Origin of the sequence: Jannaschia helgolandensis (assembly GCF_900109285.1) — a bacterium.
Lineage (GTDB): Bacteria > Pseudomonadota > Alphaproteobacteria > Rhodobacterales > Rhodobacteraceae > Jannaschia > Jannaschia helgolandensis.
On record NZ_FNZQ01000002.1, the window covers coordinates 297,199 to 311,058 of the forward strand.

The 13,860-nt window shown below is 62.1% G+C and carries 13 protein-coding genes; 11 read left to right on the forward strand and 2 right to left on the reverse strand.

Features of this window, described 5'->3' with window-relative positions; all coding sequences use genetic code 11:
• Positions 1–186 precede the first annotated feature (186 nt).
• From BMY38_RS08455 to BMY38_RS08465, 3 genes are all read left to right on the forward strand, one after another.
• Entirely contained in the window at positions 187–618 is a 432-nt protein-coding gene (locus tag BMY38_RS08455; protein ID WP_092761800.1) for a DUF2852 domain-containing protein, read from the forward strand.
• 68 nt (positions 619–686) lie between these two features.
• The gene (locus BMY38_RS08460) at positions 687–1,151 is read left to right on the forward strand and encodes an RDD family protein (RefSeq protein WP_342707754.1); all 465 of its coding nucleotides are present in this window, start codon (positions 687–689) and stop codon (positions 1,149–1,151) included.
• Between the two features lie 119 nt (positions 1,152–1,270).
• Positions 1,271–2,104, forward strand: a complete 834-nt coding sequence (locus tag BMY38_RS08465; RefSeq protein ID WP_092761804.1) for an arginyltransferase — start codon at positions 1,271–1,273, stop codon at positions 2,102–2,104.
• 29 nt (positions 2,105–2,133) lie between these two features.
• Here BMY38_RS08465 and BMY38_RS08470 read toward each other — a convergent pair whose 3' ends face one another.
• Positions 2,134–3,729 (reverse strand): divergent polysaccharide deacteylase family protein, encoded by a 1,596-nt coding sequence (locus BMY38_RS08470; RefSeq protein ID WP_175495814.1) that lies wholly within the window; start codon positions 3,727–3,729, stop codon positions 2,134–2,136.
• A 132-nt stretch (positions 3,730–3,861) separates the two neighbouring features.
• Here BMY38_RS08470 and BMY38_RS08475 point away from each other — a divergent pair, with 132 nt between their 5' ends.
• From BMY38_RS08475 to lexA, 6 genes are all read left to right on the forward strand, one after another.
• A complete protein-coding gene (locus tag BMY38_RS08475; RefSeq protein WP_092761808.1) occupies positions 3,862–4,461 on the forward strand; it encodes an anthranilate synthase component II in 600 nt (199 codons plus the stop codon).
• The gene (gene trpD / locus BMY38_RS08480; RefSeq protein ID WP_092761809.1) at positions 4,458–5,477 is read left to right on the forward strand and encodes an anthranilate phosphoribosyltransferase; all 1,020 of its coding nucleotides are present in this window, start codon (positions 4,458–4,460) and stop codon (positions 5,475–5,477) included. Before BMY38_RS08475 ends, trpD begins: the two co-directional genes overlap by 4 nt.
• Positions 5,474–6,286 carry an indole-3-glycerol phosphate synthase TrpC gene (gene trpC, locus BMY38_RS08485; RefSeq protein WP_092761811.1) on the forward strand — a complete coding sequence of 271 codons (813 nt, stop codon included), beginning with the start codon at positions 5,474–5,476 and terminating at the stop codon, positions 6,284–6,286. The genes trpD and trpC overlap by 4 nt, the downstream gene beginning before the upstream one ends.
• Positions 6,283–6,765: a cyclic pyranopterin monophosphate synthase MoaC gene (moaC, locus tag BMY38_RS08490; protein WP_092761813.1), complete on the forward strand. Its 483-nt coding sequence runs from the start codon at positions 6,283–6,285 to the stop codon at positions 6,763–6,765. The genes trpC and moaC overlap by 4 nt, the downstream gene beginning before the upstream one ends.
• The gene (locus BMY38_RS08495; protein ID WP_092761815.1) at positions 6,762–7,934 is read left to right on the forward strand and encodes a molybdopterin molybdotransferase MoeA; all 1,173 of its coding nucleotides are present in this window, start codon (positions 6,762–6,764) and stop codon (positions 7,932–7,934) included. Before moaC ends, BMY38_RS08495 begins: the two co-directional genes overlap by 4 nt.
• Before the next feature lie 128 nt (positions 7,935–8,062).
• Positions 8,063–8,758, forward strand: a complete 696-nt coding sequence (gene lexA / locus BMY38_RS08500; RefSeq protein WP_092761817.1) for a transcriptional repressor LexA — start codon at positions 8,063–8,065, stop codon at positions 8,756–8,758.
• A 62-nt stretch (positions 8,759–8,820) separates the two neighbouring features.
• Here lexA and BMY38_RS08505 read toward each other — a convergent pair whose 3' ends face one another.
• A complete protein-coding gene (locus tag BMY38_RS08505; protein ID WP_092761819.1) occupies positions 8,821–10,890 on the reverse strand; it encodes a ComEC/Rec2 family competence protein in 2,070 nt (689 codons plus the stop codon).
• Positions 10,891–11,003: 113 nt separating this feature from the next.
• Between BMY38_RS08505 and gltX the strand changes: the two genes are divergently transcribed.
• Both gltX and gltA read left to right on the forward strand, forming a co-directional pair.
• Complete coding sequence (gltX, locus tag BMY38_RS08510; RefSeq protein ID WP_092761821.1) at positions 11,004–12,431, forward strand: glutamate--tRNA ligase; 1,428 nt, start codon at positions 11,004–11,006, stop codon at positions 12,429–12,431.
• Positions 12,432–12,534: 103 nt separating this feature from the next.
• Positions 12,535–13,830, forward strand: a complete 1,296-nt coding sequence (gltA, locus tag BMY38_RS08515) for a citrate synthase (protein ID WP_092762029.1) — start codon at positions 12,535–12,537, stop codon at positions 13,828–13,830.
• Positions 13,831–13,860 lie beyond the last annotated feature (30 nt).

Sequence of the window (13,860 nt, forward strand, 5' to 3'; positions counted from 1 at the left end):
CCCTTTTTTGAATGTTAATTGCTTCAATCGCCACTGTTGGGCGCAGCAGCAACGACTTCCGCTACATTTTGTATGTAAATCCACTTAACTTTTTCGCCCCAAGCCCTTGCAGTACGTGTTTCGCCTCCCCATTTCTGATCATGTGAAAGACATTCACATCGTAATGATCCACAAGGAGTGACCCTGATGAATACCGCTGCCGCATATGCCACCTCCGCCGCACAGGGCGGCTGGTTCACCCGAACGACCGATTGGCTCGATGCCCGCGGCAAGGGTGCCTGGATCGCATTGATGATCCTGGGTTTCATCTTATTCTGGCCCGTTGGCCTTGCCATTCTGGCCTACACGATCTGGAGCAAACGCATGTTCAACGGCAACAAATCCATCTCATCCTGCAAGTCTCGCCGTATGGCACCGACCCGCTTCCGCAACACCGGAAACCAGGCCTTCGACAGCTATAAGGCCGATATGCTGCGCCGTCTCGAGGACGAACAGGAAGCGTTCGAGACCTTCCTTCAGCGTCTGCGTGAAGCCAAGGACAAGGCCGAGTTCGACCAGTTCATGGAAGATCGCGCCAAGCCCTCGACCGCCGACAATGGTGATACCGCAGAGGCCTGATCTCCCCTTCCCTGCGCCTCCTCCCGGCGCGGGGATTGTCCATTCCCATCCAAGCGGAGCCCCATAAAGTGACCCATTGGACCGATATGACCAATCGAGACAACAGCGGCTTGCCCGACCCGGACCAAACGCCGGAATTCTATGAAGGCGTACTGACCAAACGCGCTCTGGCGTGGGTTGTCGACATGGCGGTCATTACCGCGCTGACCCTTGTCGCAGCCATCGTCACATTGACCGTAGGCTTTTTTCTCTGGCCGCTGTTCTTCCTCGCCATCGGTGCCCTCTACCGCGTGACGACACTGGCGCGCGGCTCGGCGACATGGGGCATGCGACTGATGGGAGTCGAACTGCGCAGCCACGGCGGCGACCGTTTCGATACACCGCAGGCCATTTTGCATGTCTCGGGTTACTATGTTTCGATGATGTTCGTACTGCCTGCGCTGGTGTCGATCGGTGCCATGCTGCTCACCGACCGGCGACAGGGTCTGACCGATCTGATCCTGGGATCGGCTGCGATCAATCGTCCGTCCTGATCAAATCGCAGCGTCCCCAACCTTGCCGGCAGGTCTTTTTAATTGACCTGCCGGGTCTTGCGTCTAGGCTGCGCCATGGAACCAACGCCTTACTTGCATTATCGGGAAACCCTGTCTTCATGCGCCACAGCCTACCGCTGACGCCGCAGTTCTATGTGACGGCACCGCAGTCCTGCCCCTATATCGATGGGCGCCGGGAGCGGAAGCTCTTCACTGCACTACAGGGCTCCGGCGCGGCCGAGCTGAACGACAAGCTGTCCAAACAGGGTTTCCGGCGGTCGCAAAACGTCCTCTACCGGCCCAGTTGCGCCGATTGCACGGCCTGTCTTTCGGCGCGCATCCGCATCGCCGATTTCAAGGCATCCCGGTCCCAACGCAGGACCATGGCCCGCAATGCCCACCTGCGACGCGAGGTAACGTCGCCTTGGGCCACCGAAGAACAATATACCTTGTTCCGCCGTTATCTGACCGCGCGCCACGCCGACGGTGGCATGGCCGATATGGATATCTTCGAGTTTGCCGCGATGATCGAGGAAACCCCGATCCGCACCCGCGTCATCGAATATTGGGACGATCGGCCCAAAGCCTGCGGAGGGCAGCCCGCCTTGCGCGCTGTCTGCCTTACGGATGTCCTCGATGACGGGCTGTCGATGGTCTATTCCTTCTACGACCCCGATTGCCCGCAGGATTCGCTGGGCACACAGATCATCCTCGACCACATCGACATCGCCCATGACGGCAAACTGCCTTATGTCTATCTCGGATATTGGGTGCCTGGTTCACCCAAGATGGGCTACAAAGCACATTTCTCGGCTCTGGAAATCTTCAAGAACCGCGAATGGCAGGCCATCGGCGATGCCCTTGATCACGCTGACGAAACACATCCGCTGTCGGTCGAACCCATCGCGGAACAGGTGGCGCAGATCGACCTGCCGGGGGCGGCCTTCGGCTGACCACCATTCCCGGTCGGATCGGATGCAGCTCAATTTGCCGGAACAGTCAGCAACAGCACGGCCGACAAAGGCGCTGGCAGGATCTGGTCCGACCGATTGCCTGATCGCCATGAATACAATGCCGCAATGGTCTCGGGCGATGTCCGGCCGACCACCACGGCCATCCCTGTGGACGCCGCCTCAAAGGTCGCGCGGTCCAGATATCGGCTTATAACGGCGGCACGTTCGCCCTCTGCGTCCAGCACACGATACAGCGTCGCCGCCGGAATCCCGCCGCGCAAGGCCGCACTCACGCCACTGTTCAACCCGCCGGGATAGGCGACGAAACCCATGCCGGCCTCGGACAATGCGGGCAGCAGCGCCTCCAATGCGGTGCGATTGTCGGCAAATCCATTATCGGACAGATCCAGTACACCAATGGCCTGGGGTACTGCCATTCGCGCTCCGGTCATTGCCACCTCGATATCCTGCGGGGTCCCGTTCGGGGACAGGGCATCCGCCAGCCAGATGACTTCATGACCGGCCTGGCGATAGGCTGTGGCGGCTTCAGCCGATCCAGCGCGCGAGGGGTCAACGGCAAATGTGACCGGAAAGTCTATGCCGATCAGGCTTTCGCGATCAACGCCCGCATCCGGATCGTCGATCAGGACGACAGACAAAAGCGGCAATTCTTCCGGGTTCCGGAACCTCGCCGCGTTCGCCAGCAGCGCGCCACGGGCGGGAGATTCGACGACAGCGTCCTCCCCTGTCTCGTCGGCGCGTTCGCTGTCCAGAACCAGACGACGCGGCATGACGACGGGGGTATCCTCCTCCGGTTCCGGTTCCACGCGTTCGGGAACGATCGGGTCCAGCACTTCGGTAATGGGAGACGACGGGGCCTGCACCACATCGACGTCCCGCCCATCAACGGCGGCCTGTTCGGCTGCCGCATTCGTTGGATCGGTTGCCACCGTATCGCTGTCGGATGGCGCGGGCGTCTGGATGATGGCGGTCTGGGTCCCCTCGGGCATAGCGGTTTCATTCACGGGTTCGACGATCTCCACCGACCCGAACGTCTGCGGCGCGTTTTCGACCGGAACATTCGGTAAATTCGGCGCATCCCCGGCTTCGGGCGCGGCGGACAGACCAGCGATCGTTGTCGGTTGCGGCTGTGCGGCACTTTCGGTTCGCAAGTCCGGTGCGTCGACCCGAACCGCGCCGGCGTCGGGCCGGGTCGCAGAAATGACAGCACGCGTTGCGATATCCGCCTGCGGCGTGATCGCATCGCCGTCTTCGGGCGGACGGTTGAACTGGCTGCCCGCTGGCAGATCGACCGCAGGCCGGACGGTGGTCGTGACCGTCGCAGTCTGCGTCGTGGTTCGCGTGACACTTTGGGGCGTGCCCGTTTCGGCCGGAGAGGGCTGCGGCGTGATCTCCGCCGGGATGATCGGCACCGTGTCGACCGGCGGCTCGGGCACGCGGACGGCGACTTCTGATTGGTCGCGCAGGACAGGCGCGTCGGGACGCACCGCGACAGGACGGTCGGACACGAGCGAAGGCGGCGGCACCAGCAACGACACCGAAGCCACGAACAACGCCGCCAACGCCAGCGCACTTGCCCCCCCGAGCAACAGACCCTTGATCATATCCTGAAATACCCCTTGCCCAAAATGGACCCTCAACAACACCCTGCTAGGCCTTTCGCCGGGCCTTTCCTCCTGTATAACCCGAAGGCCGGACATTCACACCCCGCGCGATACCCGACAGGAGGGATTGGCTTGCTTCTGCTGATCGACAACTACGACAGCTTCACCTGGAACCTGGTGCACTATGTGGCCGAACAGGGTGCCGAAGTGAAAGTGGTGCGCAACGACGCCATGGACGTTCAGGCCGCTATGGCATTGAACCCGACCGGCGTGCTTTTGTCGCCTGGCCCCTGCGCCCCCGATCAGGCCGGGATCTGCCTTGCAATGGTCGCCGCCTGCGCCGAGACGCGCACCCCCCTTCTGGGCGTCTGTCTTGGCCATCAGGCGATCGGTCAGGCATTCGGCGGCAAGGTCGTCCGAGCGGGCGAAATCGTGCATGGCAAGCTGGGGCGGATGCTGAACGACGGCAGCGGAGTGTTCGCCGGGTTGCCCGATGCGTTCGATGCGACACGTTATCATTCGCTGACGGTCGATCGTGACAGCCTGCCCGACGATCTGATCGTCAATGCCGCTTTGGACAGCGGTATGATCATGGGCCTTCGACACCGCACGTTGCCGATCCACGGCGTGCAGTTCCATCCCGAAAGCATCGCCTCGGAACACGGTCATGCGCTGATCCGCAATTTCATCGAGATGATGCCCCCTCTCAACACCCGGACGGCTGCTGCATGATCGACATCAAGGCAATCCTGAACGTGGCTCCCGACCGTCCCCTGACCGATGCAGAGGCCGAAGCCGCCTTTGCTGCCTTCTTCGACGGCGATGCCACGCCCTCGCAGATCGCCGGGTTGCTGATGGCACTGCGCACACGGGGTGAAACGACCGGCGAAATCGCGGCTGCCGTCGCCGCCATGCGCGCCCGGATGAACCGTGTTTCGGCCCCCGATGGCGCGATGGACATCGTCGGCACCGGAGGCGACGGCAAAGGCACGCTGAATATCTCGACCGCCACGGCTTTCGTGGTGGCGGGTGCGGGCGTGCCGGTCGCCAAACACGGCAACCGCAACCTGTCGTCGAAATCCGGAGCGGCGGATGTGCTGACCCAGATGGGAATCGACGTGAACCACGGCGCGGAAATGGCTGAAAAGGCGCTGAAAGAGGTGGGCATCTGCTTCATGATGGCGCCAATGCACCACCCCGCAATACGCCATGTCATGCCCGTTCGCGGCGAACTGGGGACGCGGACGGTATTCAACATTCTCGGCCCTCTGACCAATCCGGCAGGCGTCAAGCGACAACTCACTGGCGCGTATTCTTCCTCCCTGATCCGTCCGATGGCCGAAGTTCTGGGCGCGCTCGGGTCCGAGGTAGCATGGCTGGTTCATGGCGAGGACGGCACCGACGAGGTTTCAATTGCCGGTCCTACTTCCGTTGCCGTTCTGGAGAATGGCGATGTCACAGAGCGTATCGTCACCCCCGACGATGCAGGTTTGCCGACCCATCCGTTCGAGGCGATCATGGGCGGCGATCCGGCCGAGAACGGTCGCGCCTTTCGCAAACTGCTCGATGGCGCGCCCAGTGCCTATCGAGATGCCGTCCTGCTGAACGCCGCAGCCGCGCTTATCGTGGCCGGTCGTGTGAAAACCTTATCGGATGGCGTTGAAATCGCCTCGAAATCAATCGATTCAGGCGCGGCTATGGCAAAGGTCGACGGGCTGGCAAAATTCACAACGGAGACCGCAGCATGAGCACGCCCACGATCCTCGAGAAGATCAAGGCCTACAAGCTGGAGGAGGTGGCTGCCCGCAAGGCCGAGCGTGATCAGGCGACGATCGAGGATGCCGCCCGCAACGCTCCGAAAGTTCGGCCTTTCGCGGATGCACTGCAAAAGGTGATCCTGGAAGGTTACGGGCTGATCGCAGAAATAAAGAAGGCCAGTCCGTCCAAAGGCTTGATCCGCCCCGATTTCGACCCGCCCGCGCTGGCCGAAGCCTATGAGGCGGGCGGCGCCACATGCCTGTCGGTCTTGACCGACGGTCCTTCGTTTCAGGGCGATGACAGCTATCTCGTCTCCGCGCGCGCGGCCGTCGACCTGCCGGTGCTGCGCAAGGATTTCCTGTATGACCCGTGGCAGGTCGCCGAAAGCCGCAGCCTGGGCGCGGATTGTATCCTGATCATCATGGCCAGCGTATCCGACGCACAGGCCGCTGAATTGGAGTCTGCGGCCACCGACTGGGGCATGGATTGTCTGGTCGAGGTCCACAACCGCGAGGAGCTTGAGCGGGCCGAAAATCTGTCCTCGCGTCTGTTGGGCATCAACAATCGCGACCTGAACACATTCGTCACCGATCTTGCCGTCAGCCGGGACCTTTCGCGCCACGTCCCCGTGAATCGCATCCTGGTGTCTGAATCGGGCCTGAACACCGCCGAAGACCTGGCGGATCTGGCCCGTTATGGCATGCGCTGTTTCCTGATCGGGGAAAGCCTGATGCGTCAGGACGATGTTGCCGCCGCAACCGCCCGGATCCTGACCGATCCGTTGGTGCCCGGACGATGAGCCGTCTGACACATTTCGACGATGCAGGGGCCGCCCATATGGTCGACGTGTCGGGCAAGGCCGAAACCGACCGGGTCGCCGTGGCCGAAGGTTGGGTGAAGATGTCAGCGGAAACACTTGATATCATTAAATCAGGCACGTCAAAAAAAGGCGATGTTATCGGTATCGCGCGGTTGGCCGGGATCATGGGGGCCAAACGCACCTCCGACCTGATCCCTCTCTGCCATCCTCTTCCGATCGCGCGTGTGGCGGTCGACCTGACCGTCGACGACGCGCTGCCGGGTCTTCGGGTCACGGCGACAGTCGGGACCGCCGGGCGCACAGGGGTGGAGATGGAGGCGCTTGTCGCCGTCAGCACAGCCTGCCTGACGGTCTATGACATGGCCAAGGCGGTGCAGAAGGACATGCAGATCGGAGGCATTCGCCTGCTATCCAAGACCGGCGGCAAGTCGGGCGACTGGAAAGCGTCACCGCCGTGATTTCGGTCGCCGAGGCTACGGCGCGACTGCTGTTGCTAGTCGATGTCCTGCCCTCCGAACAGGTTCCGCTGCGCGCCGCCTCCGGGCGGATCATGGCCGGGCCGCTGACGGCGCAGCACGATCAGCCGCCTTTCCCTGCCTCTGCCATGGACGGATATGCCATTGCGGGCAACGCAACCGCCGGAGACATGTTTCGTGTGATCGGCACCTCCGCCGCAGGCCACCCGTTCGGCAGGCCTGTCGCGGCAGGCGAGGCCGTGCGCATCTTCACCGGCGCGCCATTGCCCGACGGTGCGACCCGCGTCGTCATTCAGGAAGATATCGCGCGCAACGGCGACGAGATCCGCATCACGACTGACCCCGGACCGGCAACTCACATCAGGCCCGAAGCGGGAGATTTCGCCAAGGGTATGTCGTGGCATTCGAAGACCCCTCTGGGCAGCCGAGATGTGACACTTCTGGCCGCGATGGGCCACAATGCCGTGCCGGTCGTGCGTAAACCCGTCGTCGCGTTCATTATGACCGGGGATGAACTGCGGATGCCGGGCGAGACGCTGAACCCCGGACAGATCACTGCCTCCAACGGCTTCGGATTGGCGGCAATGGTCGAAGGGGCCGGGGCCGATGCCCGGCTTTTGCCCATCGCCCGCGACACAGTCGATAGCCTGGAGCAGGCCTTTGCACTGGCCCGCGATGCAGACCTGATTGTTACCATCGGCGGCGCGTCGGTCGGAGATCACGATCTTGTCGCAGGGTCGGCCAGGGATGCCGGTCTCGATATGGCATTCCACAAGGTTGCAATGCGCCCCGGAAAGCCATTGCTGGCAGGACGGATCGGATCTTCCACACTGATTGGCTTGCCCGGTAATCCTGTTTCATCAATGGTTTGTGGTGTAATCTTCATATTACCACTGATTCGGCGCATGCTTGGCCTTCCGCCCGAACTGACCGAGACGTCCCACGTGCTTGCCACATCTGTTCCAGCCAATGGCCCTCGTCAGCACTATATGCGGGGGCGTCTTTCGCCGGAAGGCGTGGTCGTGGAACCCCGTCAGGACAGCAGTTTGCTAAGCGTACTGGCGCGGGCCGATCTGCTTGTGGTGCGCCCGCCCGACGATCCTGCACTGCCGATCGGGCATCGCGTCCGCACCGTCATGCTGCCAAGTTGAAGCGTTCGTATCATGTCCGCAGAATTGCCAATCGTTCGAAAGCCACCAGTTGACACAAAACGGGAACCTTTCTAGAACATAAGGCGATTGCCCGATATTCCGGGCCGGATTTCAAGGGGAAACTAACCATGCTGACCCGCAAACAACGCGATCTTCTCGCTTTCATTCACAAGCGGGTGCAGCGCGATGGCGTGCCGCCGTCGTTCGACGAAATGAAAGACGCGTTGGACTTGCGATCGAAATCCGGCATCCATCGCCTGATAACAGCGCTGGAAGAACGTGGCTTCATCCGTCGGCTGGCCCATCGCGCCCGTGCCATCGAGATCACGCGCCTGCCGGAAGATCTTGGCGGGGCATCGACCTTCGTGCCGACCGTGATCGAAGGCAATGCCCGGCCGGCCAATTCGCACCCTGCCCGCGCCCTGCCGGTTCAGATCGACGCGACCGAATTGCCGGTGATGGGCCGCATCGCCGCCGGCGTTCCGATTGAGGCGATCAGCGAAGTCTCGCATCACGTCGCCGTGCCGGGTCAGATGCTTGATCGGGGCGGCGATCATTATGCCTTGGAGGTCAAGGGCGACTCGATGATCGACGCTGGAATCAACGACGGCGATGTCGTGGTCATCCGTGAACAGAACACTGCCGACAACGGCGATATCGTCGTGGCGCTTGTCGAAGGCCACGAGGCGACGTTGAAACGCTATCGCAGGGTCAAGGGTATGATCGCGCTGGAGGCGGCCAACCCCGCCTATGAGACGCGCCTGCTGAGGGATGACCAGGTCGAGGTTCAGGGGCGTCTGGTCGGTCTGATCCGAAGCTATTGATCGATGCGGATGCGCCGGTATCGGTGCAACCGCCCTTCTCATGTCGATCCTTAGACGCGCCGCTATCGGGTGTCAGTCGACCAGGGTCGGTCGCCTTGCAGAGTGCGGGCGGTTCTGACCTCGACGAGACCGTCATTCCCCTGAAACAATGCAATTGCCCCGGTCTTCCGCAAACGCTCCGGTTCCAGCAAATCGCAGCCGGGGGGGATAGTCTCGACCGTTTCTGGCAGGATCAGCCATCCGGGCCGAGCGGCACAGGCCGCGACCGCCTCGGGAATATCGCGCTTGCCCCGCGCATGATACAGTATGATGCCGCGCGCGCGCAGGTCGGGCCGGGCACGGCTGGCAGCTGCGATCTGATCCGCGATATCACCATCGTTTTCTAGCCATGACGCCGCGACGAACCCGGCGCCGCTCTCGCGGTTCAACCAGCGTCCGTCGCCCGACATGATGCCAATCAGACGCGCATCGTCCGAAATCAGAACGTCCGGGCGGGGGCTTTGCAGCCAGAGCGCGGCGGCAAGGATCAGGGCCGCCACGCCTCCGCCTCGCGATACACGTCCCCGTCCTGCCCCGAGCAAGCCGTATCCGATGCCGAGGATCGGCAGGACCGTCCAGTCTGGCGCGGACATGGCCCCGATGGCGCCGGGCAAGGCCGCAACCCGGTCGGCCACGAACAATATCCACTCGATTCCCCAACCCGCAACGCGCAACGGCACCATTTCCAGTCCGATGGGCCATAGGATCAGACCAATGAAAAGCAGCGGCATGACCGCCAACCCCATCATCGGCACTGCCAACATGTTGGCCAGCACACCGTATTGGCCGATCCGGTTGAAATGCAAAGCCGCGAATGGTCCTGTTGCCAGGCCGGCCACGACCGACGACAGCAGGAGTGAAATCACTGCGCCCCGCCAGCCCCGCATCCAGTCGGGCCGGTCGCTCCGCGCGAATGCACCGAAGGCCAGAACCAGGGCACCGGTCGCAGCAAAGGACATCTGAAATCCGGGGCCGGTCAGGCTTTCGGGTCGCCAGATCAACACGAGGATTGCGGCGATCGCCACGCTTCGGATCGACAGTGCGCGGCGGCCCAGTAAGATTGCACCCAACATTACGGCGGCCATGACGAAGGCACGCTGTGTCGCTACGCTGCCGCCCGAAAGAAACAGATAGGCGAGCGCGAAGGGCAAGGCTGCCGCCGCCGCCCAGGCCCGGGTCGGATGGCGTAACGCGATCGAGGGGATCAGGGCCAGACCGCCGCGAACGGCCCAAAAGACAAATCCGACAAGCAATCCCATGTGCAGTCCGGAAATCGCCAGAAGGTGGGCCAGATTCGAAGCGCGCAGGTCGGCGGTCACCGCGTCCGACAAACCCGCGCGGTCGCCGGTGGTGATCGCCGCCGCTACTTGCCCCGCCTGCCCGGGCATGCGGGCACGGAAACCGTCGCCTACGGCCGCGCGGATGCGTGCAACGACAAGGGACGCGCCACCTTTCGACGGCTGGGCCAAAAGCAGCGGCACCTGCGTATAGCCGACACCGCCCAGTTGCAGGAACCAGGCGTGACGCTGGAAATCGAAGCCCCCCGGTTCGGTCGGGCCCGAGGGGGCGAGCAGATGGCCAGTCGTCATGACGCGCAAGCCGGGCTGAGGGGTGACGCCGGTATCGTCCTGCAGCGAAATGCGGACGCGGCGCGGAGTGGCCGATGGCGCCATCCGGTCCAGCCGGACCCGATCCAGAGTCAGGCGCGTTGCACCCGAGGCGGAGCGGTCGATAAGGATTATCCGCCCCTCGACCGCACCGTAATAGCGATAGCCCAGGACAGGACCGGCTACCAACTGCGTGCGAGCCTGGGCGATGAGGACGCCCAGCACGGCACATGCCAACAGGAGTGGGATGAGGCCAAGGCCGCCGCGCCAGAGAAAGGCGGTGAACAGCAGGCAAGCTGCAACGAGGCCCATTATGATGGCAACGGTGTCCGATGGCTCCACCGGGAGAGCGAAATAAATGCCGACCCCGGCGCCAAAGGCCAGAGCCAGCCACGGAAGTCGGTGCCCGCGCAGTGACTGACACGCGCCGATAGCCCGCGCCAGCAGGCCGGGCGCGACAGGTGGCGCGACGTCGACGGGGTGCATCCTTGCCCTATCCCTCGGGGGTGCCTATCACCCACCCGATCATGCGCGCCGCCGGGTTTACAAATCGTTAACCATGCGCAGTCACACAGCCGTCAGACGAGGAACCCCACGCCATGTCCGAACCCCAGATCGCCCCCGTGGTGACCCGTATCGCCCCGTCCCCCACCGGCACGATGCACATCGGTACGGCGCGGACGGCGCTGTTCAACTGGCTGTTCGCGCGGCGTCATGGCGGGCAATTCCTGTTGCGGATCGAGGACACCGATCGCGAACGCTCTACCCCTGAAGCGACCGATACGATCTTTCAGGGTCTGAAATGGCTTGGTCTTGACCACGATGGCGAGGCCGTCAGCCAATTCGATCAGGTCCCGCGTCATGCCGAGGTGGCGCATGCGATGCTGGCCTCGGGCCATGCCTATCGCTGTTTCTCGACCCAGGAAGAGATCGAGACATTTCGGGAGGCCGCGCGCCAAGCCGGCACCACGACCCTGTTCCAGTCGCCCTGGCGCGATTCCGATCCATCCGATCATCCGGACACGCCATCGGTCATTCGTCTGAAAGCCCCGCGCGACGGCACGACCATAATCGCCGATGCTGTTCAGGGTAAGGTAACCTTCCGCAACGATCAGCTGGACGACATGGTGCTGCTGCGCTCCGATGGCACTCCGACCTATATGCTGGCGGTTGTGGTGGACGATCATGACATGGGTGTCACGCATGTGATCCGGGGCGACGATCATCTGAACAATGCCGCGCGTCAGGCGCAAATCTACGATGCGATGGGTTGGGCACAGCCGGTATGGGCGCATATTCCCCTGATCCACGGCGCCGATGGCAAGAAGCTGTCCAAACGGCATGGCGCGACTGGCGTCGAGGAATATGCCGCAATGGGATACCCGGCGCAGGCGCTGCGGAATTACCTTGCGCGGTTGGGGTGGAGCCATGGTGACGACGAGTTTTTTACCGACGAACAGGCCCGTGCCTGGTTCGATCTGGAAGGCATCGGTCGCGCTCCTGCCCGGCTGGACCTGAAAAAACTGGAAAACCTGTCCGGACAGCATCTCAGCGCGATGCCAGACAGCGATATTTTGGCTGCCGTACAAGATTGGATAGCCCGCGCAGACGTGCCCTCCGTTGACATCGACCGGCTTGCCCCTGCGATCCCAATCGTGAAGGACGCCAGCCGCACCCTGCCCCAGATTGTCGAGCGCGCGCATTTCGCATTGGTCGATCGTCCGGTAACGCCCGATGAAAAGGCCGCGAAAGCGCTTGATCCGGTATCCCGTGGCATACTGTCGGAATTGACGCCGCACCTGCAAACTGCTAGCTGGACACGCGATGTGCTGGAGGGTGTCGTGGGTGATCTGGCACAGTCCAGGGGACTGGGTCTGGGCAAGCTGGCTGCGCCACTCCGCGCAGCGCTTGCCGGTCGAACCGCCACCCCCAGCGTTTTCGATATGATGCTTGTTCTCGGACAGGACGAAACGCTTCTGCGGCTTCAGGATGCCGTTGGCGAACCGGAGTCCGGAGAGCATATTTGAGCCATTCGGGCGCGCTCAAATTCGCGCTCAACCGAACTAATGGTTCGGCAATACAACAGGATGCATCATGATCTTCATGTTGCATCATCTCGAAAGGACGGACATGGCTGACACTCGGAAAACTGCGACGCTGACGCTGGATGGAAAAACCTACGATTTGCCCATCCATTCCCCGACAGTCGGTCCCGACGTGGTCGATATCCGCAAGCTCTACGCACAGGCCGGGGTATTTACCTATGATCCGGGCTTCACGTCCACAGCGGCCTGCGACAGCGCGATCACCTTCATCGACGGCGAAGAGGGCGTTCTGCTGCACCGCGGCTATCCCATTGGCCAACTCGCCGCCGACTCTCACTATCTGGAAGTGTGCTACCTGTTACTCTATGGTGAGTTGCCGTCCGCCGAGCAGCTTGAGCTGTTCGAAACCACGGTGACCAAGCACACCATGATCCACGAGCAGATGCACAATTTTTTCCGCGGATTCCGCCGCGACGCGCATCCGATGGCAACGATGGTGGGCGTGGTGGGCGCGATGTCCGCTTTCTATCACGACAGCACCGATATCAACGACACATGGCAGCGCGAGGTCGCATCCTTTCGCCTGATCGCGAAGATGCCGACCATCGCGGCAATGGCCTATAAATATTCCATCGGACAGCCTTTCGTCTATCCAAGGAACGATCTGGATTACGCGTCGAACTTCCTGAACATGTGTTTCAGCGTGCCAGCCGAGGATTACGTCGTCGATCCGATCCTTGCCCGCGCCATGGACCGTATCTTCACCCTGCATGCCGACCACGAACAGAATGCCTCGACTTCGACCGTTCGCTTGGCCTCGTCATCCGGGGCGAACCCGTTTGCCTGCATCGCAGCTGGCATCGCCTGTCTTTGGGGCCCGGCGCATGGGGGTGCCAACCAGGCCTGTCTGGAAATGCTAAACGAGATCGGAACTGTGGACCGCATCCCGGAATTCATCGCGCGCGCCAAGGACAAGGACGATCCGTTTCGCCTGATGGGCTTCGGACACCGGGTCTACAAGAATTTCGACCCCCGTGCGACCGTAATGAAGCAAAGCGCCGACGAAGTGCTGGAACTTCTGGGCATTCACAACAATCCGATCCTTCAGGTCGCCAAGGAACTTGAGCGAGAGGCGTTGGAAGATCCGTATTTTGCAGAGAAGAAGCTGTTTCCGAATGTCGACTTCTATTCGGGCATAATCCTCGAAGCCATGGGCTTTCCGACCTCGATGTTTACGCCGATCTTCGCGCTGTCACGTACCGTCGGCTGGATCTCGCAGTGGAAGGAACAGTTGTCGGACCCGGACCTCAAGATCGGTCGTCCGCGCCAACTTTATACCGGCGCGACGGCCCGAGATTACGTGGAAGTCGAAGACCGCTGACTCTGAAATTGTCCTAACACGCCGCCTTGT